Source organism: Bradyrhizobium pachyrhizi (assembly GCF_029714545.1).
GTDB classification, from domain to species: Bacteria; Pseudomonadota; Alphaproteobacteria; order Rhizobiales; family Xanthobacteraceae; genus Bradyrhizobium; species Bradyrhizobium pachyrhizi.
Window position 1 is genome coordinate 6,948,611 of record NZ_CP121667.1, and the last position, 20,852, is coordinate 6,969,462.

The window sequence follows — 20,852 nt, forward strand, 5'->3', positions numbered from 1 at the left end:
AATCAGAGTCCAAGACACTCCCGGATATCCATCAGGCTGCGTCGCAGCCAGGTCTTCACCGTGTTCACCGGCGTCTCGAATTTTGCGGCGAGTTGCTCGCGGCTCCAGCCGTTGTAATAGGCGAGCAGCACGAGCTTCTGACGATCCGGCTCCAGACGACCGACGCACTCCAGCAATCGCTTCAACTCTTCCGTCATCTCCCGTCGCGCCAGCGGATCGGGCTGGTCGGCTGCGACCTCCATCGCCGCCGGCTCTTCCTCCAGCGAGGCCTCGCCGCGCTTGCGCACCACGTCGATGGCCCGGTTGCGCGCGATCGACGTCATCCACGTGATCGGGGACGACAGGGCTGGGTCGAACTGCCCGGCGCTGTTCCAGATCTTGACGTAAGCCTCCTGAATGACCTCCTCGGCGAGGTCCTGTCGCCGCAAGATACGGAGCACGACGCCGAAGAGTTTCGCGCGGGTCGCGGCGTACAGCCGCTCAAAGGCGGCCTCATCCCCCTTGGCGACGGCGGCGATCAGCCAGACCAGCTCAGCCGGCGTCAGCATCTTGCGCCCTCCAAGCCCCGGTCCCCCATCGCCTCATTGCCACCGTGCCGCCGATCATCCGTCCTGACCGGTGGTAGCATATTTTGGGACACCACGATCCGCCAAGGGGCTAACAAGTGGCCGGCAGGCCGGCGGCTTGTGGACAGCGTCCAGCAGAAAGCCCGGGCGATCGGCCCGGGCTCTCAATCTGGTCAGCGGAGGGAGCGAGGGTTCAGGCGATGACGCCGAGACGGGCCCGCATCAGGCCGATCGAATCCATGTCGGCTTGTTCGCGAGCGCTCTCCTCCGCGCGTTCGCGCGCCTGGTCGCGCTCGTCGAGCAGTTCGACCTTCTTCAATTCCTCGAATGCCTCCGACAGCAGCGCCTTGGCGTCGTCGAGCTGGGCGCGCAGTTCGTCGGCCGAACGGGTCAGGTTCTCGCGGCGCTGGATCGCGGCCTTGGCATAGGTCGGATAGGCGAAGTGCGTGGGGTCGTTGATCCCGGCGCGCTCCTGCTCGGTCTGGATCTCGCGCTCGAGCTCGACCGACATGCGCTGGAAGTCGGCGATCATGCCTTCGATCTGGGTAACCCGACGGCGCTTTTCGTCGACCTGAAATTTCTTCAGGCGGATCAGCGTTTCACGTGACTTCATCGACTCATACTCCCCAGAAGTCCCAAATCTGAACGCGGGACAGAGCCGGCTCCCCGCTGGGCCCCGCCGGCATAGCTATGGTGTGCCGGCGATGATGGCCTGACAAAGTTAGCGTTCCGTTTCCAAACCCGACAGGATTTGAGCCAGTTGCCGGTAGCCGTCGGGAAGGCTGGTGGACTCGTCCTTGGCCTGGCGCAGGTAGGCCTCGAGCGGCTCATGCAGCCGAATCGCCTCGTCGACCTCCGCGCTGGAACCCGGCCGGTAGGCCCCGAGACGGATCAATTCCTCCATGTCGGCATAGGTCGCCATCACCTGCCGCGCCTTGTTGATGTAGGGCAGGAAGTTGGGGTCGGCCGACCGCGGCATGGTGCGCGACACCGACTTGAGGATGTTGACCGCCGGATAGCGGCCGCGCTCCGCGATCGCCCGCTGCATCACAATATGACCGTCGAGGATGCCGCGCACCGCGTCGGCGATCGGCTCGTTGTGATCGTCGCCGTCGACCAGCACCGTGAAGATCGCGGTGATGGTGCCGTCGCCGGTGCCCGGCCCTGCCCGCTCGAGCAGCTTTGGCAGTTCAGTGAACACGGTCGGCGTGTAGCCCTTGGCGGTCGGCGGCTCGCCCGCCGAGAGGCCGATCTCGCGCTGCGCCATCGCAAAACGCGTCACCGAGTCCATCAGGCACAGCACGTCCTGGTCCTCGTCGCGGAAATATTCCGCGATGGCGAGCGTCAGATACGCCGCCTGGCGCCGCATCAGCGCCGGCTCATCCGAGGTGGCGACCACCACGACCGAGCGCGCCAGCCCCTCCTCGCCGAGATCCTCCTGGAGGAATTCCTGCACCTCGCGGCCGCGTTCGCCGATCAGCCCGATCACCGAGATCGCGGCATCGACATTGCGCGCCAGCATCGACAGCAGCACCGACTTGCCGACGCCGGAGCCGGCGAAGATGCCGAGCCGCTGGCCGCGGCAGCAGGTCAGGAAAGTATTGAGACCGCGCACGCCGAGATCGAGCGGCGGGCCGACCCGCTTGCGCGAATGCGCCGGCGGCGGCGAGTTGCGGTAGGACATCGGCGAGGCGCCCTGCACCAGCGGGCCCTTGCCGTCGATCGGCTCGCCCATCGCGTTGACGACGCGGCCGAGCCAGTCCGGCGACGGCCGCACCTGGCTCGCCGCGTTGGCGATCACCGCGCGGCAACCGCGCCTCACGCCATCTAGTCCGCCGAACGGCATCACCACCGCGTTCTCGCCGGAGAAGCCGATCACCTCGGCCGGGATGAAGCGGCCCGCGCCGACGTCGATCACGATGCGGGCGCCGACCGACATCGCGTGAATGGGGCCCGCGATCTCGACCATCAGCCCGCGGACGCCGACCACGCGGCCATAAATATTGACGCCGTCGATGTCGCCGATCTGCTCCGCGAGCGCCTTCATTGCGAAAACCTTAAGTTTCCGCTTTTTTGCTCCGGCCGCTTAACTTCGTGTTTACCCGCATCATTAATCATTGCGTCACTGTCTTTGGTGACTGAGGTCGCTTGCCCATCAGAAGAAGGGCGAGTCGCGAGAGTCGGTTAGGCCCGTCTCTTAATGTGGAAACTGAACGGACGCGGTTAGGAAAAGCTTCTTCTACGCAATATCTTAGGGCGATTCGACAAAAATTGCACGGTTAGAGCTTGCGTGGAGGAATCAGTTTTTGTTAACCATATCTCGTCAGGATCCGAATCAGTTGTTCAAAGGCGTTTTGTGAGTGCCGCAAGTGCGGCCGACCTGACGCCCGGAGCGGCGACTATAGGGGACTGGCATGCGCGTTTTGCTGATTGAAGATGACAGCGCCGTCGCGCAGTCGATCGAATTGATGCTCAAGTCCGAGAGTTTCAACGTCTACACGACGGACCTCGGCGAAGAGGGCGTCGATCTCGGCAAGCTTTACGACTACGACATCATCCTTCTCGACCTCAACCTGCCCGACATGTCCGGCTACGACGTGCTCAAGCAGCTCCGGGTGTCGAAGATCAAAACTCCCATTCTGATCCTCTCCGGTCTCGCCGGCATCGAGGACAAGGTCAAGGGTCTCGGCGTCGGCGCCGACGACTACATGACCAAACCCTTCCACAAGGACGAACTGGTCGCCCGCATCCACGCGATCGTGCGCCGCTCCAAGGGTCACGCCCAGTCGGTCATCCAGACCGGCGATCTCGTGGTCAATCTCGACACCAAGACGGTCGAGGTCGGCGGCCAGCGCGTGCACCTGACCGGCAAGGAATACCAGATGCTGGAGCTGCTCTCGCTCCGCAAGGGCACTACGCTCACCAAGGAAATGTTCCTCAACCATCTCTACGGCGGCATGGACGAGCCGGAGCTGAAGATCATCGACGTCTTCATCTGCAAGCTCCGCAAGAAGCTCGCCAACGCTTCCGAAGGCCGCAACTTCATCGAGACCGTGTGGGGCCGCGGCTACGTGCTGCGCGAGCCGCACGAGGCCGACGAGCGCATTCCCGCCTGACCTTCCGGGCGCCCGCAGAGAACCGCAAGGTTCGCTCCTTTCGACCTGAACCCCGCCGCAAATGGCGGGGTTTTTGTTTGGGATTGAACCGGCTGTCGGCATGCGCCGACCAAGGGAACGTGCAATCCTGCCTCGCGCGAATCCCGACGAACTCCCGGACCGCCCCGACATGATCCTGCAATCCCTCGCCGGCCTGCCGGCGTTCCTGGTCTATTTCTGCACGGCGCTGATCGCCGTGGTCGCCTACCTCTTCGTCTACACGCGCGTCACGCCGCATGACGAATTCCAGCTGATCCGCGACAACGATCCGGCGGCAGCGATTGCGCTGGGCTTAAGCCTGCTCGGCTTCGTGCTGCCGGTGGTCAGCGCCATCGCCCATTCCGCCAATGTGGTGGACTGCCTGATCTGGAGCCTCATCGCGCTGATCGTGCAGATCATCGTCTATTACATCGTGAAGATCCCGGTGCCGAACCTGTCGGGGCGGATCGCCTCCGGCGAAATGGCGCCGGCGATCTGGCTCGGACTGTCCTCGCTGGCCGCAGGCGCGCTGAACGCGGCCTGCATGATCTACTGAGCCGTTGAGCCACCATGGCGCGCAAACCGAACCCGGACTTCGGCAAACGGCGACCGGTCGTGCCGACGCCGCCGCGGCCGGATGCGCCATCCAAGCGCTCCAACCATGTCGCGCTGCTCTTGATGGGCACGCTCGCGGTCGGCGGCAGTGCCTACGCGCTGATGCCGCGGCCGAATTGCCAGCCGGTGCCGCCGACGCCGCCGGGCGTCACCGCACCGGGCGTCGCCACCCCGGTCCAGCCACAACCCGGCGTCGACTGCACGGCGCGCAGTTCGTCGTCCGGATCGGGCGGCAGCGGCGGCTCGTCACGCAGCAGCTTCTTCAACAGCAGCTCGTCGTCGAGCGGCACCTCCTCGTCTTCGAGCTCGTCGTCAAGCTCGTCGGTGAGCCGCGGCGGCTTCGGTTCATTCGCGCATGCGTTCGGCTTCAGCGGTGGCTGATGCATGTTGCCGTGTCATCGCCGTGTCATCGCGCTTTCGCTTGCCCGGCGAACGCAGCTGATGGAAACTCGGCATGGCTCCGCAGACGGCAAGGCAGGGATTGCGTCCATGAAACGCTCGCGCCGCGTATGGCTGAAATTGATGGGGAGTATCGCGATCGGCGCGGCGTCGATCGGCCTGACGCCAAGCCATGCCCGCAGCCACCACCATGCAGGGCACGACGCGAAGCGAAAGCCCGCCGAACGCTCGCCCTCCGGCGGCTTCGGCGGCGCGCCGCGCACCATCGCCCGCCACGGCGACGACGATCCGTCGCATGGCGGAAGCTGACACCAGGCTGACGAGCGAGCGCGGTTTCCCCTCATGCAACGCATCGCATGTCCCGAACGCGACGATTGGCGGACGACTGCCGAGAATGCCGGCTTCACCTTCCACACCATCGACGGCGAACGGTACTGGGACGAGCGCGCCTATTACGCGTTCACCCTGGACGAGATCGAGCGCTCGATCGAGGCGCCGACCGGCGAGATCGACGCGATGTGTCTCGAACTCGCCGGACGCGCGGTCAGGGATGAGCGCTATCTGCGCCGGCTGAAGATACCGGAGGCGTTCTGGGATCTGATTGCGGCAAGCTGGCGCCGCAAGAATCCGAGCCTGTACGGTCGGCTCGATCTCACCTTCGACGGCCGCGGCCCGGCCAAGCTGCTCGAATACAATGCCGACACGCCGACCTCGATCTTCGAGGCCGCGGTGTTTCAATGGACCTGGCTCGAACAGGCGATTGCGCGCAACATCATCCCGAAGCGCGCCGACCAGTTCAACTCGATCCACGACCGGCTGATCGAGGCCTGGAAGAGCATCGGCGCGACCCACCCGCTGCATCTCACCGGACTGACCGGAAATCCCGAGGACGCCGGCACGCTCGCCTATCTCGAGGACACCGCAGCGCAGGCCGGGCTGAAGACCACGCTGCTCGACATCGAGGAGATCGGACTGCGCGACGACGGTCAGTTCGTCGACCTCGACGAACGCCCGATCGCGCTCGCGTTCAAGCTCTATCCCTGGGAATGGATGTTCCACGACGCGTTCGGCAAGAACCTCTCGACCGCGCCGACGCAATGGATCGAGCCGCCGTGGAAGGCGATCCTCTCCAACAAGGGCATCCTGCCGCTGCTCTGGGAGATGTTCCCGAACCACCCCAATCTGCTGCCGGCCTATTTCGAGGACGACCCGCAAGCCGCCCGGCTCGGCACGTCGTTCGTGCGCAAGCCGATCTATTCGCGCGAGGGCGCCAATGTCGAGCTGGTCAGCGCCGGCGTCACGCTGGTCGCCGAGCAAGGCCCCTACGGCACCGAAGGTTTCATCCGCCAGGCACTGGCGCCACTGCCGAATTTTTCCGGGCAGTATCCGGTACTCGGCAGCTGGCTGGTCGATGGCACGCCCTGCGGACTCTCGATTCGGGAAGACGAGAATCCGATCACCGGCAACACCTCGCGCTTCCTGCCGCACGCGATTTTGTAGCTCATGAACGTTGAAACGAACGCGGCTCTGTCGCTGTCATCCCCGCGCAAAGGCTTCGCCTTTGTCGCTGGAGGTACGAGCCCTTGCGAGCCTCGAAGGATGCACGGCCCCCGCTGGTGGCCCTCAACCCTTCGAGACGCCGCTTCGCGGCTTCTCAGGGTGACGGAGTTAAAACGAGATGTCTCGCCTCACCGCGCAGCGGACGCAACCGCCTTCAGCACATGCAGCGCGGCGCCGGCGCGCGCGACCGGCGCAGTGTTCGGCTGATAGAGCCCGCGCCGGTCGGGATAGGGCCTGAACAGGTTGGTGATGCCGACCACGGATTCCGCCGCGCCAAGCGCCAGCACGCCGTCGGGCTCGAGCATTCGGGCCACCTTGCCGAAGATACCGGCCTTGGTCTGCTGATCGAAATAGATCAGCACGTTGCGACAGAAGATTACGTCGAAGGTGCCGAGATGCGACAGGTCCTGCAACAGATTGAGCTGGCGGTGCTGCACCATGCCGCGAACATCGGCATTGAGCTGCCAGAGCTCGCCCTTCTGCACGAAATACTTGACCAGCAGCTGGATCGGCAGGCCGCGCTGCACCTCGAACTGGCTGAACAGGCCGGCCTTCGCCTTTTCGAGCACCGCCTGCGACAGGTCGGTGGCGATGATCTCGATCCGCCAGCCGGCAAACAGCGCAGTCATCTCCTTCAGCAGCATCGCAATTGAATACGGCTCCTGCCCGGTCGACGACGCCGCGCACCAGATGCGCAAGCTGCGGCGCGCCGCGCGCGCCTGCGCGAGCGCGGGCAGCACCGCTTCCTTCAGATGGTCGAACGGGATCTTGTCGCGAAAGAAGAAGGTCTCGTTGGTGGTCATCGCTTCGACCACCTCCGATGTCAGCAGCTCCGCGCCGCCCTTCATCCGCTGCACCAGCTCGGGAATCCCGGCGAGGTTCGACCGGCGCGCCAACGGCAGCAGGCGGCTCTCGACCAGATACTGCTTGTCGGCGGAGAGATCGAGGCCGGAACGCTCCTTCAGCAGCTTACGCAGATACTCGTAGTCCAGCAGCGTCACGAACGGTCTCCCGCAAATACCCGAACAAGCTTCGGTGCGATCTGATTGAGCGGCAGCACCGCGGCGCAGATGCCGGCATTGACCGCGGCGCCGGGCATGCCCCACACCACGCTGGTCGCTTCGTCCTGGGCGATCACGCTGCCGCCGGCGGCGACGATGTCCTTGCCGCCGCGCATGCCGTCGGAGCCCATGCCGGTCAGGATCACGGACATGATGCTGCCCTGCCAGACATCGATCGCAGAGGTAAACATCGGATCCACCGCGGGCTTGCAGAAATTGACCGGCGGCCCGTCGTCGAGCGCGATCGTGGCATCGACGCCGTGGCGGGCGACGCGCATGTGGCGCCCGCCTGGCGCCAGATAGATCTGGCCCGGCCTGATGCTCTCGCCGTCAATCCCCTCATGCGCCGGCCGCTTGCTGGTGCGCGCCAGGTGCTCGGCGAGAATGGTCGTGAAGGTCGGCGGCATGTGCTGGGTGATCAACACCGGGAAGCGATCAATCACCGGGCCGATCTCGGCGACCAGCGTCATCAGCGCCTGCGGTCCGCCGGTCGACGAGCCGATCATCAGCACCTTGGGCGGCAGCAGGCCGAACGAACGGCGCGTGGCCTGGGCCGGCGCCGTGTGCGCGGCAGCGGGAATAGACGGCCGCGGTCTGTCATGACCGGGCGCAAGCGGCGGGCTTGCCGTCGTGTGCACCGGGCTGCGCCGCGCCTTGGCGCCGAGATGACGGATCTTCTGGATCAGGTCGTGGCGGAAGGTTTCCGCGGCGGTGGCCTCGCGCGTGCTTTCCGGCTTCGGAATATAGTCGGACGCACCGAGCGAGAGAGCCTTCAGGCTGATCTCCGCGTTGCGGCGGGTCAGCGTGGAGGCCATGATGACGACGAGATCGCGCTTCTTCGCCAGCAGCTGCGGCAGCGCCGAGATGCCGTCGAGGTCGGGCATCTCGATATCGAGCACCGCGACATCGGGGTTGATGCGCTCGAGCTGGTTGACGGCGTCGAGGCCGGTGCGCAGCGAGGCGACGACCTCCATGTCGGGCTCGGCGCCGATCCAGCGCGAGATCATCCCGCGGATCACCACGGAATCGTCGACCACCATCACCCGCACCTTGTCGGAACGGCTCGATGTCGGGACCGCAGTACTTGTCAACGCAACACTCATGGCTTCACCAGCGACGCAACACGACGCACAACAACCGTTGAGCCGAAGGCTTCTGCCGCCGGATCGAACGGAGAATCTAAGTCAGCATGATCTTCTCGGAAAACCGGTTCCCACTTTTCCGGATCATGCTCTAGATCAGCCCGACTTCCTGGAACTTCGCGGTGACGATGTCCCGGTCGAACGGCTTCATGATGTATTCGTTGGCGCCGGCATGCAGTGCGCGTGCGATATGCGCGACGTCATTCTCGGTGGTGCAGAACACGACCTTGGGCTGATCGCCGCCGGGCATGCGGCGGAGATTGCCGAGAAACTCGTAGCCGTCCATGACCGGCATGTTCCAGTCGAGCAGCACGGCTTCCGGCATCGCGCGCTTGCAGGCCTCGAGCGCCTTGGCGCCATCCTCAGCCTCGACGATCTGGAAGTCGAGCCCTTCCAGGATGCGGCGGGCGACCTTGCGAATGACGCTTGAGTCATCGACAACAAGACAGGTTCTCATCTGCGACCTCTACTTCCTCATCCCCGGTGGGATGTTTCAGTTCTTCAGTTCGGGCGGCCCTGTTCACGCCGCTTTGGCATCGGGCACCAGTTCGAGCACGCGATCGACGTCGAGGACGACCATGAGCTGGCCGTCGAGGCGGTGGACGCCGCCGGCGAGCTTGGCCATGCGGGGATCGAGGTTGACCGGGTTGTCCTCGCGGCTGTCGTCGGGCAGCCGCAGCACCTCGCCGATCTGGTCGATCAGCAGGCCATAGGATTCGCCGCGCTGGTCGACGCCGACCGCCATCGGCAGCTGGCCGTCATCGGCCTTCGGCAGCCCGAGCCGGGCGCGCATGTCGACCACGGTGACGATCCGGCCGCGCAGATTGAGCACGCCGGCGATCTCGCTGGAGGCCAGCGGCACCCGCGTCAGCCGCTCCGGCATGAACACGTCCTGCACCCGCGAGATCGGCAGGCCGAACAGCTGCCCGCCGATCACGGCGGTGACGTATTCGGCCATCGCGCCTTCGCTTGTCTCGGTCTTGCTGGTCATCAATCCTTGTCCTTATCCCGTGTCATGCCGCCCGGCGCAGTTCGGCGGTCTGCTCTTTCAGCGCCGCGATCAGCCCGGGACGGTCAAACTTGGCGACATAGTCGTGGAAGCCGGCCTGCCGGCCGCGCTCGATCGCCGCCGGCGACACCATCGCCGACAGCGCGATGATCGGCAGCCCGATCAGATTGTGGTCGCTTCGGATGTTCTCGGCGAACTCGAAGCCGTTCATCTCGGGCATCTCGATGTCGGTCAGCACGACGTCGAAGGCCTGTCCCGAACGCAGCGCGGCGAGCCCTTCCTGCGCGCCGCCCGCGGTCCTGACCTTGTAGCCGGCGGCCTTCAAGACCGGCGCCAGCATGTTGCGGAAGAACGCTGAGTCATCGACCAGCAGCACCGACTGCGCCGAGGCCGACGGGCGCATCTCCTTGCGCGAGAACCAGTCGGCGAACGCCATCGGCAGGAAGTGGCCGACGTCGATCACCTCGGTGGCCTGGCCCTTGATCACGGCCGAGCCCAGAATGCCGTCCTGCGAACCCGCGACCTCGATGTTGAGCCGCTCCTCGACGATGTCGATGATCTCGTCGACCACGAGCCCCATCGAGCGGCCGTCGTCAGCGAACACCAGGATCGGCTGCGAACCCTGCGACTGCACCTCGACCCCGGCCATCTGCACCAGCGGCATCAGCTGCTCGCGGTACTGCACCATGTAGCGGCCGTTCGAGAGCTCGATCTTGTCGGTTGCGATCTCCTCCAGCCGGGTGACGAGGCCGAGCGGCACCGCCTTGGGCTGCGCGGAGCCGGCGCGGAACACCAGCAGCGAGGTCAGCTGCTCGCCGCTCGCCGCATGGGCGTTCGCATTGTCGTCGGCCAGGTCATGGGCCGAGGAGCCGGACGCGCCCAGCGCTTTTGCGATGCCGTTGGGGTCGATGATCATGATCACGGCGCCATCGCCCAAAATGGTGTTGCCGGAGAACATGTCGATGTGCCGCAGTTTTGTGGACATCGGCTTGACCACGATCTCCTCGGTGTGGAACACGCCGTCGACCACGATGCCGAAGGTCTGGCTGCCCACTTGAGTGACCACGATGAAGCCGTTCTCGGCGTCGGTTGTGGTCGCGCCGTCGTCGATCTTGAGCAGCTTCTTGAGGTGGATCAGCGGCAGCAGCTTGTTGCGCAGGCGCAAGACCGCGGTGTCCTTGATGCGCTCGATGCGGTGCTCGGAGTTGGCGCGGGCGCGCACCAGCTCGACGACAGACAATTGGGGAATCGCAAAGCGGTCGCCGCCGGCTTCCACGATCAGGGCGGAGACGATCGCAAGGGTCAGCGGGATCTTGATGGTGACGGAAGCACCCTCGCCGGCCACGCTCTTGATGTCGATGGTGCCGCCGATCTGGTCGATATTGGTGCGCACCACGTCCATGCCGACGCCGCGGCCCGACACCGAGGTGACCTGGGCGGCGGTCGAGAAGCCCGGCGCGAAGATGAACTTGTGGATCTGGGCCTCGGTCATCTTCTCCAGCTCGGCCTCGGTGACGAGACCGTTCTGGAGCGCCTTGGCCTTGATCCGCTCGGTGTTGAGCCCGCGGCCATTGTCGGCAATGCAGATGATGATGTGGCCGCCCTCGTGATAGGCGGACAGGCGAATGGTGCCCTGTTCTCCCTTGCCGGCGGCGACCCGCTCGGCGGTGGTCTCGAGCCCATGATCGGCGGAGTTGCGCACCATGTGCGTCAACGGATCCTTGATCAGGTCGAGCACCTGGCGGTCGAGCTCGGTGTCGGCGCCGTGCATCTCGAGCTCGATCTGCTTGCCGAGTTCGCCGGAGAGGTCGCGGACGATGCGCGGCAGCTTCTGCCAGGCATTGCCGATCGGCTGCATGCGCGTCTTCATGACGCCTTCCTGCAGCTCGGCGGTGACGTTGGAGAGCCGCTGCAAGGGCACCTTGAACTCGGTGTCCTCGTTGCGGCGGGAGATCTCCAGCAGCTGGTTGCGGGTCAGGACCAGCTCGGAGACCATGGTCATGAGGTGTTCGAGGGTGTCGACATTGACCCGGATCGACTGGTTGGCGATCTTGTCGCCTTCCTGAACGTCCTCACCGGCGGCCTTGCGGGCCGGCTTCTTTGCAGCCTCAGCCGGCTCGGCGGCGGGAGCCGCAGCGGCAGGCTTCACGACCGGCGCCGGTGCGGCGACTTCGGTCTCGGTCTCGCGGAAGGCGCGCTCGAGCTCGTCGAGCGAGACCTCGCCCGGACGCAGCGGACGCTCCAGCGTCTGCACCACCAGCGTGCCATCGGTCATTGCCGCCTGCACGGACGGGGCTTCGACGACCGGCACGTCTTCTTCAGCAGCAACTGCCATCGCCGCCATGCCGTGCTCGACCATGGCCTCGAGCTGATCGATCAGATCGCGGTCGTTGCCTTCAGGCTCGGCCTCGGTCGCCTCGAGCCCTGCAAGGATCTCCTTGATGCGGTCGATCGAGGACAGGATCAGCGTCACGGCTTCCGCCTTCACCGGCATGCCGTCGCGGAATTTGCCCATCAGGGTCTCGCCGGCATGCGCCAGCGCCTCGAGCCGCGGCAGCCCGAGGAAGCCGCAGGTGCCCTTGATGGTGTGCACCAGCCGGAAGATGTTATCCAGGATCTTCGCGTTGTTCGGATCCTGCTCGAACTGCACCAGCTGGTTGTCGACCGTATCCAGGCTCTCGCTGCTCTCCGTCAGGAACTCGCGCAACAGATCGTCCATGAAACCAACCTTCGAAAAACGCCGAAAACGCAGCGGCGCGCAACATCGACGCGCCTGACGGAACTCAGGTCAGCTTCTCCGCAAAGCGTTTAAGTTTGGTTGAGCAAATGGAAAGGAACGGGATCAACAAAGAGATAAGGCCGCGCGATCGAATCGCGCGGCCGGTCGTAACCTTTGATTAATGATATCGGCGCGGCCGCGGTCAGGACGCGGCAATGATGACCTTGTCGCCGTCGAGCGCGAGCGTCACCTTCAGCCCGCAGGCTTCCGCCAGCAGGCGGGTGTAGTGCGGTTGCACCGCATGCGCATCGACCGTGTTCGGCGAGGTCGCATTCAGGAGATCGACGATGTTCTGCGGCACGCGCGCATTGAGGCCCGCGGCCGTGATGCGGAAGCTCATCGCCTCGCCTTCGCCGACCGGATCGATCGTCAGCGTGCCGCCACGCGGGATCGTCTGCTGCGCGATGACCAGCATGTTCAAGAGCAGCTTGACCCGGTTCTTGGGTAACAGCAGCCGCGGCAAATTCCAGGTCAGCGCCACCTTGCCGTCCTCGATATGCCCCTTCGCCATGTTCTGGGCATCGCCGAGGTCGATCTGCGCGCCGGAGGAACCGGCCGCTCCGAACGCCAGCCGGCAGAACTGCAACCGCGCCGAAGCGGTCTTGGCGCTCTTGCGAATCAGATCGAGCGCGAAGTCGCGATCTTCGGGCTTGGGATTGTCGTCAAGGACCTCAAGCCCATTGACGATCGCACCGACCGGACTGATGAGATCGTGACAGACCCGCGAGCACAAGAGCGCCGCGAGTTCGAGCGCGTCGGGAGCGGGACCGGGAGACGAAGTGCCAGACATCAATTGTTTCCTGGAAAGCCGCACGCCGACCGAGGAGTGCGAATCACGCATGCCTGTGGGCTTGATACACCGCGCAGACGGATGCTGCCAGCTTGCGACGGGGCTGATAAAGCATGATCCGGAAAAGTGGAAACCGGTTTTCCGAAAAGGTCATGCTCAAACAAGGAGATGAGATCATGATGCGATGCTCCGTCATCGCATCATGATCTCAGGGAACACAAACAGGATATGCGACCCGCTGATATGAGATCCGCACATGAATAGGGCACAGCCGTCCCTGATCGGCTGCGAGGCCGCCGCGACGCTGCTCGAATCGCTGACCGAACTGGTGGTCCGCGCCGGCGAGGCAATTCTTGCCGTCAATCGTTCCGCGATGAATGTGACCGGCAAGAGCGACGGGTCGCCGGTCACCGAGGCCGATCTCGCCGCCGACCACATCATCGTCGAAGGGCTGACGCGGCTCGCGCCGCAGGTGTCGCTGCTGTCGGAGGAGCGCGTCCATCTGGCGACGCCGCCTTACAAGGACAGTTTCTTCCTGATCGATCCGCTCGACGGCACCAAGGAATTCGTTGCCGGTCGCAATGAATTCACCGTCAATGTGGCGCTGGTCACGCAGGGCGTGCCGCTGCTCGGCATCGTCGGCGCACCGGCGCTCGGCCTGATCTGGCGCGGCATCGTCGGCAAGGGCGCGGAGCGGCTGACGCTGCAGGCCGGCGCGGTTTCGCAGGCGGTGCCGATCAAGACCCGTCGCTGCCCGCCGCGCGGCGCCCCATGGACGGTGGCAGTGAGCCGCTCGCATGGCGATGCACGCACCGAAGCCTTCATCGACGAACGCGGCGGCGCGGTCCGCGCCGTGCTGGGCTCGGCCGTCAAATTCGGCCGCGTCGCCGAGGGCGAGGTCGATATCTATCCCCGCCTGTCGCCGACATCGGAATGGGATGTGGCGGCCGGGCACGCGGTCGTCGTTGCGGCCGGCGGCAAAGTCACCGATTCGAACGGCAGCCCGTTGCATTTCGGGCTGGGCCGCGAAGACTTTCTGGTGCCGGAATTCATTGCCTGGGGCGACCCGGCCGCGGCGCCGTGATCACTGCGCGAGATTGTCTTCCAGCTCCGGCCAACGCACCGCGGCTTCCTTCAAAAAGCGCGCGGGATCGGCGGCGAACGCGTCACGGCTGCGTTCCCGGTTGAACAGGTAAAGCCTGTTCCCGACGACGGCCCAGAAGCGCGGATTGCCCGCGCAGGTGACGCCCCGCACCAGATCGGTCGGATCGTAGCCGCCGAATTGCGGGCCATAGATTTCGGGATGCGCCACGAACGAAGCGCGGTTGCCCTCGTTGCGGAAACGCCAGACCACGCCGTTCTCTGCGGCCTCGAATTCCGGCCGCCCCTGGGTGGCGGCGGCATCGGTGAAATAAGCGACGGGATCGAATCCCTCGATCGCCAGTCCGGAGTAGCGGTTCGTCACCACGCGCTCGGTTGTGGTGGCCTGAACAGGCAAAGAGGGCCAGACGGCCGCCAAAATGCCCGCCAACAGGCCGAAAAACGCCATCCCGCGGCACGATCCATATCTTTCCTGCCGTTGTGCCGTCATAGTTGATACCGATAACATCCGAGTCGAGGGGACACCGGGCGCAACCTAGAGCCGTGCCTGTTGGCATCAGGTTAAAGGGCAGCGCCCGGATTTCGATAGCAGGGGTTCTTAATGACTTTCGCATCACGCCTTGCCGCGGTCGCGTTTGCCGCGCTGATGTGCTGGAGCGCAGGGGCGTCCGCGCAGCAGGGCCCGCCACCGCAATATCCGCCGCCACAGCGTGAACCGACCCCGTATACTTACGGGCCCGACGAACTGGTCAATGCCGGACACAAGTTCTTCGGCAATGTCTCGCGCGGACTCGCCTCGGTCATCGAGCGCGCCGTCAGCCAATGGGGCCTGCCCAACGGTTATGTGCTCGGCGAGGAAGGCTCCGGCGCCTTCGTGGCCGGGCTGCGCTATGGCGAAGGCACGCTCTACACCAAGAACGCCGGCGACCTCAGGGTCTACTGGCAGGGTCCCTCGGTCGGCTTCGACTGGGGCGGCGACGGCGCGAGGACCATGACGCTGGTCTACAACCTCCCTTCGACCCAGGCGATCTATCAGCGCTTCGTCGGCATCGACGGCTCGGCCTATATCGTCGGCGGCTTCGGCATGACGGCGCTGACCGCCAACAACATCGTGCTGGTCCCGATTCGCTCGGGCATCGGCTTGCGGCTCGGCGCCAGCGTCGGCTATCTCAAATTCACCCCGCGCGCGACCTGGAACCCGTTCTAGAGCGTTTCCAGCGCATTGGACGGCGGTTCGCATCAAGAAAGCGCGTCAAGACAGAATCCAGAGCCTCGTTCCGATTCAGTCGGAACGAAGCGCGAGGTCGCAGCCCTGATCGGGTGATGAGGCCGGCGCTGCGGCACGGTTAGCAATTCAGGTTAACGCGGCAATCGGGCTGGCCTTTGGCCGGCCCGCCGTGGCATTGTGATTAACAAATTCCTTCTTTTCTTGGAGTGACCCTTCATGATCGAGCCGATCATGTACGCGGCGATCGGTTTCCTGATCTCGATGCTGTGCGGCCTGATGATCGTTCCGCTGGTGCACAACCGGGCGGTGCGGCTGACTACGCGCCGCATGGAGGCGGCCACCCCGCTGTCGATGGCCGAGATCCAGGCCGACAAGGACCAGCTCCGCGCCGAATTCGCCATGTCGGCCCGCCGGCTCGAGATGAGCGTCGACCAGCTCAAGAGCAAGACCACGAGCCAGCTCGCCGAGCTCGGCAAGAAGACCGATGCGATCAACCGCATGAAGATCGAGCTCGGCGAGAAGAACGCCGCGATCTTCGCGCTGGAGGCGCGCGAGAAGGCGATGAAGGAGCAGCTTCGCGCCACCGAGGAAGAGTTCTCAGCCAAGACCGAGCTGTTGCGCAACGCCGAGCAGGCGCTGACCGACAAGCAGGGCGAGCTTGGCAAGATCAACGCCGAGCTCAACGACCGCGCGATGACCGCCGACAGCCGCCAGATCGAACTGGTCGCGGTGCGGACCCAGGTCGAGGAGCTGAAGAACCGGGTCGGCGATGCCGCCAGGGAATTCGCGGCAACCGAAGCCCGCCTCGCCCAGGAGCGCAACCAGTCGGAAACCGCAACGCGCGATCTCACCGACGCGCGCGGCCGAGTCGAGAATCTGAGCCAGCGCGTCACCGACCTCGACCGCCAGCTCGTCGCCCAGGTCAAGGAAGCCGAGATGCTCGGCAACCGGGTCAACGACCTTGAGACGCGGCTTGCGACCCAGGGCAAGCTGCTTGCCGAGCGTGAATTCGAGAACGGCCAATTGAAGCAGGCCAACGCCGCCGCCGAGCGGACTGTGCAGGAGCTGCGCGAGGAGATCGCAGCAGTGGGCGGCGGCAAATCCTCCGCGCTCGACAAGCTGCGCCAGGAGAAGACTCAAGTCGAGGAGCAGCTGCGCACCGTCAGCGACGAGCGCGGCAAGCTGCAGCGCGACATCAACGCGATCCAGCAGCAGGCCGAGAGCTCCTGGGCGACCGAGCGGATGGAGAATGCGCTGCTGCGCGAGCGCATCAACGACATTGCCGCCGAGGTTGCCAAGCTCGCGATCCAGCTCGAGGGCCCGAATTCGGCGATCGAGGCCATGCTGGCGGCGGAGCCGACGGTGCCGGGCAAGGCGGCGGCCAAGTCCGCCAACGGCGTTTCGCCGGGCAGCGGGATGCCCGAGGGCGGCGGCACGCTCGCCGAGCGCATCCGGGCGCTGCAGTCACACGCCTCCCGCGCCCGCCAGCAAGGGGCTTAATTCCGCAGGGTTTGGCTTGACACCCCTACCCGGCACTTCGTAAATCGCACGCTCTGACGAAGCGCCACTTTTCGACCGGCCGCCGATCAGCGGCTTTTGGCACGTCACATCCCGGACGCATAGCTCAGCGGGAGAGCGTTCCCTTCACACGGGAGAGGTCCAAGGTTCGATCCCTTGTGCGTCCACCATTAAACCTTCAGAATCAACGACTTACAAACCAGACTCCCTTAGAATGTGCCCCGAGATAACTGGGGCACAGCCTGGGCATACATCAAATATTGCGGCCGCTTGCAAAAAATTACTTTGTGTTCCGTCAGATCTGCCATTGCGGCTTTTGTCATTTCAGGGTCTTCCGTGGCGGGCCGGAATAGGTCTCTCGGCGTAGATTTTTCGCGAATCGGCGCCGAAGGGTCGGTATGCCGCCAAAGCGCGGTCACCAGACCCGTGCCGCGGAGTCGGAGCTCACTTCCGATATCCGCGCCTTGTGAATGGCCGCCCGAACTATGAATACCGGTGGATCGCTGCTCTCTAAAGCGACGAGCGGCGATCCGCCGGCCACGGTCCCGCCAATGCCAAGCGCGTCTACCGGCTGATGAAGAAGGCGGCTTGTTGCCGGTCCGGCATACGGGGCGCCGCGTGCCACGGGCCATGACGGAACGGTCATGACGAGCCGCTCTAATGAGCGTTGCTGTTCGGACGCGGTGGGGTTCCCCTGCTGGAACGCCGAGATCGTGGTTTACCCTGGACAGCAGCCGTTCGCCGCCTATCGCAGCCTTGAGATGGGCCTGCAACTTGAACTGTCCTTCATGCCGGCGGTATGTCCGGCTCGGAGCTTATCCGCGATCGCGTATACGGGTAATTTATACGCGATCTCGTATACAGAAAATTTATACAGGATCGCGTATATTTACTTTTTATGCGCGATCGCGTATATTTTATTCCGCAGGAAGACCATGACCCAGCAAATCGCGAGAACAGAAAAGCAGCTCGGAGCGATCCTGCGCCGAGCTCGTAAGAAGGCCGGCCTGACACAGTCCGACCTCGGGAAAAGCATCCATCTTCGGCAGGGAACTGTATCCCGGCTGGAAGGAGGGGCACCGGCCATGCAGCTTCACACCGTGATGGAGGCTTTGGCCGCGCTCGATCTCGAGCTCGTCATTCGTCCGCGAAGCAAAGCCAGCGCTGCCGACATTGAGGATATCTTCTGATGGCCCGCTCGCGAGCTAATTCACGACTAAACGTATTCGTGAACGGCCGTCACGCGGGGATGCTCAAGCGCGAGTCCAGTGGGGCGATCGATTTCCGGTACGATGCCAACTGGCTCGCCTGGAACTCCACGTTCCCGATTTCGCTCTCCTTGCCGCTTCGCGAGGATCGGTACATTGGGGCGCCTGTGATCAATGTCTTCGACAATCTCTTGCCCGATAGTGAGACGATACGGAGGCGCGTCGCCGAGCGCGTCGGAGCAAATGGCACCGACGCCTACAGCATGCTTTCGACAGTCGGCCACGACTGTGTCGGGGCGCTCCAATTTTTGCCGGAGGGCATCAATCCAGCTCCAACGGGAAAGATCGACGGGAAACCGGTCAGCGACAAGGAAATTACGGACATCATTCAAAACCTCGCCGCTGCGCCGCTTGGCATGGGCGAAGACGACGATTTCCGCATCTCGCTGGCCGGCGCTCAGGAAAAGACAGCCCTACTGCGCCGCGATAGCAAATGGTACAAGCCGTCCGGAACAACTGCGACCACCCATATTCTGAAACCACAAATTGGGCGCTTGCCTAACGGCGTCGACCTCTCAAACAGCGTCGAGAACGAGTATTTTTGTCTCAAGCTGATTGCAGCTCTTGGCGTGCCGGCGGCTAATGCCGAAATCGCGGACTTCGGCGGCCGTCGCACGCTTGTCGTTGAGCGTTTTGACCGCCGCTGGACAAAAGACAAGCGTCTACTCCGGCTGCCACAAGAGGATTGCTGCCAAGCCCTATCGATTCCGCCTACACGAAAATATCAATCGGATGGCGGTCCCGGCATGAAAGAAATTCTCGAGCTGCTTAAGGGCAGCGATGCCCCCGCTGATGATACCGCGATCTTCATGCGATCAGGTGTCGTATTTTGGCTGATCGGTGCCACGGATGGCCATGCCAAGAACTTCAGCATCTTCCTCAACCCCGGAGGACGCTTCCGCCTCACGCCGCTTTATGATGTGCTAAGCGCGCAACCCAGTCTGGATGCAAAGCAAATTCAGCCCAAGTCGTTCAAGCTGGCTATGTCCGTCGGGAAGAGCCGCCACTACACAGTGAATGAGATCCTGCCGCGCCATTTCGTCCAGACGGCCGAGATGTCAGGCATCGGCATTCCTGTCGTGCGCTCGATCTTTGATGATCTGACCGCGACATTCGAGGCCAATTACGAGAAGGTCGCAAAAGCCTTGCCCAAAGGCTTCCCGAAAAACATCACGGAGTCGATACGGACCGCTGCTCTCCACCGCATCAAGCTGATCAACGAGTCAAATTAGGCTGGCCGACCGTGGTGGAACCAACAGTTCTATCGGATGGCGGTCGGCCAGCGCTCGCAAAGCCGAAACGAAGGACAGCGTAATGCCTATCCATCACGTGAGCTGGTGCGGCCGGCTAGTACCGCTACATGTCTTCTTCGCACGAAAGGATGAGAACATCAGCGACCGCTGCGCCGTGATGGCGCGCGTACTCAAGGCAGAACAGAAGTACATGTCGTCCAACCATTTGGTCCATCACCTTGGCCCGTCTCTGATTTCTATCAACACGTCGATCCAAAAGCGGAGCGGCCATCAAACGCTTTCGCGATGAGTCAGAGGCGTTGAGCAGGAGCGTGCGATGCTCCTCCAAACTCCGCTCACTAAGCAGTCCGCAACATTGGCGTGAGCGGCGGCGAAGAACCGTGTTGTATCTCTCCAATTACCTTGAAGCCGTGATGTTGGTAAAACAAAATGTTTTCCGGATTCGAACTTTCGAGGTAGGCAGCAAGGCCCTCTTCGTCACATCGTCGAAGAGCGCACTTCATCAGCAATGTACCAAGCCCTTGTCCGACCCAGTTCGGATCGGCGGCAATGAGAGGCAGATACCAATGCGGCTCAGGGGGACGATGTTTGGCCATTCCCTGCCGTAGATCCGCCATATCTCTGGCGATCTCCGGGCGCAGAGACTGCGCCATGATTGCATCCAGCGCCTCCTCATCTTGCTGTACGCCGGGAGGCAGCCATAGGGCCGCGGCCCGAATCCCCTCCGCGACGTATGCTGTGCCATGCTCGAATGCTCGTCCGCCACAGGCGTTAATGTACTGAGGCATGTTCCTAAGATATTGCCTTGGGGCAGGCCAACTCCAACGCATCAGTGGATCGGCGGCAAAGCCGAGCACAAGTGTCCAGACGGTGCTTGCCCGCATTTTTGCGCGCGCAGATTCGATGTCAGCCTCCGCGTCATGATGTCGTTTCTGAGTCTCTGTTTCTACGTAAGAGCCGCAAGGGTAGAGCATGCATATGCCTCTGAACGAAAGCAGAAGTGATGGCACCTACGGAGCTTCACCAGATGCGCTTGGCTTTCGTTCGGCCCTCCTCCTACCTCAGAAGGCGGCTGTCAACGAAGGCTGCTCAGCGAATGATCCTTGACCTGACCTCCTCGCGAGCTTCTGGCATCATCTGGAGCCTGCCCTTCCTAAAGGACACTTCGACTTTCTCGGCGTCGAGACCGTTCGACCGGCTGCAACAACCTCGAACGAAGTGACACAAGAACATTCTCGAGTCTTGCAGTTGTGAAGAAGTCGTAGCAGGCGCTCGAAACAACATCGTGCGATGACTGCGCTTTAAACCAGGTCCAGGCACGACCAAGTCGGCAAGCACGCGTCACACGTCGAGGTCGCAGATAGGCAACGATCTTATGAGGTATCACTTCCTCTCTCACTGAGCGGCTCCGGATAAGGTCTCTTGTTTC

At 63.6% G+C, this 20,852-nt stretch carries 21 protein-coding genes and 1 tRNA gene; 11 read left to right on the forward strand and 11 right to left on the reverse strand.

Going from position 1 to position 20,852, the window contains the following annotated elements:
* Window positions 1–2 precede the first annotated feature (2 nt).
* From QA639_RS32955 to fliI, 3 genes are all read right to left on the reverse strand, one after another.
* Window positions 3–548: a sigma-70 family RNA polymerase sigma factor gene (locus QA639_RS32955; RefSeq protein WP_283088099.1), complete on the reverse strand. Its 546-nt coding sequence runs from the start codon at window positions 546–548 to the stop codon at window positions 3–5.
* Between the two features lie 211 nt (window positions 549–759).
* Window positions 760–1,179: a flagellar export protein FliJ gene (gene fliJ, locus QA639_RS32960; protein WP_016848565.1), complete on the reverse strand. Its 420-nt coding sequence runs from the start codon at window positions 1,177–1,179 to the stop codon at window positions 760–762.
* A 108-nt stretch (window positions 1,180–1,287) separates the two neighbouring features.
* On the reverse strand, window positions 1,288–2,613 hold the full coding sequence (gene fliI, locus QA639_RS32965) for a flagellar protein export ATPase FliI (protein ID WP_283088100.1): 1,326 nt from the start codon (window positions 2,611–2,613) through the stop codon (window positions 1,288–1,290).
* 367 nt (window positions 2,614–2,980) lie between these two features.
* Here fliI and ctrA point away from each other — a divergent pair, with 367 nt between their 5' ends.
* The 5 genes from ctrA (at window position 2,981) to QA639_RS32990 (ending at window position 6,214) form a co-directional block, all read left to right on the forward strand.
* The gene (gene ctrA / locus QA639_RS32970; protein WP_016848562.1) at window positions 2,981–3,682 is read left to right on the forward strand and encodes a response regulator transcription factor CtrA; all 702 of its coding nucleotides are present in this window, start codon (window positions 2,981–2,983) and stop codon (window positions 3,680–3,682) included.
* Between the two features lie 169 nt (window positions 3,683–3,851).
* Complete coding sequence (locus QA639_RS32975; RefSeq protein ID WP_050383753.1) at window positions 3,852–4,256, forward strand: DUF350 domain-containing protein; 405 nt, start codon at window positions 3,852–3,854, stop codon at window positions 4,254–4,256.
* A 14-nt stretch (window positions 4,257–4,270) separates the two neighbouring features.
* Complete coding sequence (locus tag QA639_RS32980; protein ID WP_283088101.1) at window positions 4,271–4,696, forward strand: hypothetical protein; 426 nt, start codon at window positions 4,271–4,273, stop codon at window positions 4,694–4,696.
* Window positions 4,697–4,804: 108 nt separating this feature from the next.
* Window positions 4,805–5,023 (forward strand): hypothetical protein, encoded by a 219-nt coding sequence (locus QA639_RS32985; RefSeq protein WP_283088102.1) that lies wholly within the window; start codon window positions 4,805–4,807, stop codon window positions 5,021–5,023.
* Window positions 5,024–5,056: 33 nt separating this feature from the next.
* Window positions 5,057–6,214, forward strand: a complete 1,158-nt coding sequence (locus QA639_RS32990; RefSeq protein ID WP_283088103.1) for a glutathionylspermidine synthase family protein — start codon at window positions 5,057–5,059, stop codon at window positions 6,212–6,214.
* Between the two features lie 188 nt (window positions 6,215–6,402).
* On the opposite strand, the gene QA639_RS32995 is transcribed toward QA639_RS32990, so the two are convergent.
* The 6 genes from QA639_RS32995 to chpT all read right to left on the reverse strand — a co-directional run bounded on the left by QA639_RS32995 (window position 6,403) and on the right by chpT (window position 13,055).
* Complete coding sequence (locus QA639_RS32995) at window positions 6,403–7,275, reverse strand: CheR family methyltransferase (RefSeq protein ID WP_283088104.1); 873 nt, start codon at window positions 7,273–7,275, stop codon at window positions 6,403–6,405.
* Window positions 7,272–8,438: a protein-glutamate methylesterase/protein-glutamine glutaminase gene (locus QA639_RS33000; protein ID WP_283088105.1), complete on the reverse strand. Its 1,167-nt coding sequence runs from the start codon at window positions 8,436–8,438 to the stop codon at window positions 7,272–7,274. Before QA639_RS33000 ends, QA639_RS32995 begins: the two co-directional genes overlap by 4 nt.
* 130 nt (window positions 8,439–8,568) lie before the next feature.
* Window positions 8,569–8,934: a response regulator gene (locus tag QA639_RS33005; RefSeq protein ID WP_018273268.1), complete on the reverse strand. Its 366-nt coding sequence runs from the start codon at window positions 8,932–8,934 to the stop codon at window positions 8,569–8,571.
* Window positions 8,935–8,997: 63 nt separating this feature from the next.
* A complete protein-coding gene (locus tag QA639_RS33010; RefSeq protein WP_038378930.1) occupies window positions 8,998–9,468 on the reverse strand; it encodes a chemotaxis protein CheW in 471 nt (156 codons plus the stop codon).
* 22 nt (window positions 9,469–9,490) lie between these two features.
* Window positions 9,491–12,205: a hybrid sensor histidine kinase/response regulator gene (locus QA639_RS33015; protein ID WP_283088106.1), complete on the reverse strand. Its 2,715-nt coding sequence runs from the start codon at window positions 12,203–12,205 to the stop codon at window positions 9,491–9,493.
* 202 nt (window positions 12,206–12,407) lie between these two features.
* Window positions 12,408–13,055 (reverse strand): histidine phosphotransferase ChpT, encoded by a 648-nt coding sequence (gene chpT / locus QA639_RS33020; RefSeq protein WP_283088107.1) that lies wholly within the window; start codon window positions 13,053–13,055, stop codon window positions 12,408–12,410.
* Window positions 13,056–13,311: 256 nt separating this feature from the next.
* Between chpT and cysQ the strand changes: the two genes are divergently transcribed.
* Window positions 13,312–14,139, forward strand: a complete 828-nt coding sequence (gene cysQ, locus QA639_RS33025; RefSeq protein WP_283088108.1) for a 3'(2'),5'-bisphosphate nucleotidase CysQ — start codon at window positions 13,312–13,314, stop codon at window positions 14,137–14,139.
* On the opposite strand, the gene QA639_RS33030 is transcribed toward cysQ, so the two are convergent.
* Complete coding sequence (locus QA639_RS33030; protein WP_283088109.1) at window positions 14,140–14,604, reverse strand: YHS domain-containing (seleno)protein; 465 nt, start codon at window positions 14,602–14,604, stop codon at window positions 14,140–14,142. It abuts the gene before it with no gap.
* 153 nt (window positions 14,605–14,757) lie between these two features.
* On the opposite strand from QA639_RS33030, the gene QA639_RS33035 reads away from it, so the two are divergent.
* From QA639_RS33035 to QA639_RS33055, 5 genes are all read left to right on the forward strand, one after another.
* Complete coding sequence (locus tag QA639_RS33035; RefSeq protein ID WP_016843676.1) at window positions 14,758–15,363, forward strand: DUF1134 domain-containing protein; 606 nt, start codon at window positions 14,758–14,760, stop codon at window positions 15,361–15,363.
* A 237-nt stretch (window positions 15,364–15,600) separates the two neighbouring features.
* Window positions 15,601–16,884 (forward strand): coiled-coil domain-containing protein, encoded by a 1,284-nt coding sequence (locus QA639_RS33040; RefSeq protein ID WP_283088110.1) that lies wholly within the window; start codon window positions 15,601–15,603, stop codon window positions 16,882–16,884.
* A 113-nt stretch (window positions 16,885–16,997) separates the two neighbouring features.
* A tRNA-Val gene (locus QA639_RS33045) sits at window positions 16,998–17,072 on the forward strand.
* Between the two features lie 765 nt (window positions 17,073–17,837).
* A complete protein-coding gene (locus tag QA639_RS33050) occupies window positions 17,838–18,092 on the forward strand; it encodes a helix-turn-helix domain-containing protein (protein WP_283090652.1) in 255 nt (84 codons plus the stop codon).
* Window positions 18,092–19,402, forward strand: a complete 1,311-nt coding sequence (locus tag QA639_RS33055; RefSeq protein ID WP_283088111.1) for a type II toxin-antitoxin system HipA family toxin — start codon at window positions 18,092–18,094, stop codon at window positions 19,400–19,402. The genes QA639_RS33050 and QA639_RS33055 overlap by 1 nt, the downstream gene beginning before the upstream one ends.
* A 359-nt stretch (window positions 19,403–19,761) precedes the next feature.
* Here the strand turns inward: QA639_RS33055 and QA639_RS41990 are convergent, their stop codons facing one another.
* The gene (locus tag QA639_RS41990; protein ID WP_283090653.1) at window positions 19,762–20,307 is read right to left on the reverse strand and encodes a GNAT family N-acetyltransferase; all 546 of its coding nucleotides are present in this window, start codon (window positions 20,305–20,307) and stop codon (window positions 19,762–19,764) included.
* Between the last annotated feature and the right edge of the window lie 545 nt (window positions 20,308–20,852).

What these genes read in the sequence shown, in the direction of transcription:
- QA639_RS32955 (WP_283088099.1), bottom strand. Translation starts at nt 548, where the DNA reads ATGCTGACGCCGGCTGAGCTGGTCTGGCTGATCGCCGCCGTCGCCAAG.
- fliJ (WP_016848565.1), bottom strand. Translation starts at nt 1,179, where the DNA reads ATGAAGTCACGTGAAACGCTGATCCGCCTGAAGAAATTTCAGGTCGAC.
- fliI (WP_283088100.1), bottom strand. Translation starts at nt 2,613, where the DNA reads ATGAAGGCGCTCGCGGAGCAGATCGGCGACATCGACGGCGTCAATATT.
- ctrA (WP_016848562.1), top strand. Translation starts at nt 2,981, where the DNA reads ATGCGCGTTTTGCTGATTGAAGATGACAGCGCCGTCGCGCAGTCGATC.
- QA639_RS32975 (WP_050383753.1), top strand. Translation starts at nt 3,852, where the DNA reads ATGATCCTGCAATCCCTCGCCGGCCTGCCGGCGTTCCTGGTCTATTTC.
- QA639_RS32980 (WP_283088101.1), top strand. Translation starts at nt 4,271, where the DNA reads ATGGCGCGCAAACCGAACCCGGACTTCGGCAAACGGCGACCGGTCGTG.
- QA639_RS32985 (WP_283088102.1), top strand. Translation starts at nt 4,805, where the DNA reads ATGAAACGCTCGCGCCGCGTATGGCTGAAATTGATGGGGAGTATCGCG.
- QA639_RS32990 (WP_283088103.1), top strand. Translation starts at nt 5,057, where the DNA reads ATGCAACGCATCGCATGTCCCGAACGCGACGATTGGCGGACGACTGCC.
- QA639_RS33000 (WP_283088105.1), bottom strand. Translation starts at nt 8,438, where the DNA reads ATGAGTGTTGCGTTGACAAGTACTGCGGTCCCGACATCGAGCCGTTCC.
- QA639_RS33005 (WP_018273268.1), bottom strand. Translation starts at nt 8,934, where the DNA reads ATGAGAACCTGTCTTGTTGTCGATGACTCAAGCGTCATTCGCAAGGTC.
- QA639_RS33010 (WP_038378930.1), bottom strand. Translation starts at nt 9,468, where the DNA reads ATGACCAGCAAGACCGAGACAAGCGAAGGCGCGATGGCCGAATACGTC.
- QA639_RS33015 (WP_283088106.1), bottom strand. Translation starts at nt 12,205, where the DNA reads ATGGACGATCTGTTGCGCGAGTTCCTGACGGAGAGCAGCGAGAGCCTG.
- chpT (WP_283088107.1), bottom strand. Translation starts at nt 13,055, where the DNA reads ATGTCTGGCACTTCGTCTCCCGGTCCCGCTCCCGACGCGCTCGAACTC.
- cysQ (WP_283088108.1), top strand. Translation starts at nt 13,312, where the DNA reads ATGAATAGGGCACAGCCGTCCCTGATCGGCTGCGAGGCCGCCGCGACG.
- QA639_RS33030 (WP_283088109.1), bottom strand. Translation starts at nt 14,604, where the DNA reads ATGGCGTTTTTCGGCCTGTTGGCGGGCATTTTGGCGGCCGTCTGGCCC.
- QA639_RS33035 (WP_016843676.1), top strand. Translation starts at nt 14,758, where the DNA reads ATGACTTTCGCATCACGCCTTGCCGCGGTCGCGTTTGCCGCGCTGATG.
- QA639_RS33040 (WP_283088110.1), top strand. Translation starts at nt 15,601, where the DNA reads ATGATCGAGCCGATCATGTACGCGGCGATCGGTTTCCTGATCTCGATG.
- QA639_RS33050 (WP_283090652.1), top strand. Translation starts at nt 17,838, where the DNA reads ATGACCCAGCAAATCGCGAGAACAGAAAAGCAGCTCGGAGCGATCCTG.
- QA639_RS33055 (WP_283088111.1), top strand. Translation starts at nt 18,092, where the DNA reads ATGGCCCGCTCGCGAGCTAATTCACGACTAAACGTATTCGTGAACGGC.
- QA639_RS41990 (WP_283090653.1), bottom strand. Translation starts at nt 20,307, where the DNA reads ATGCGGGCAAGCACCGTCTGGACACTTGTGCTCGGCTTTGCCGCCGAT.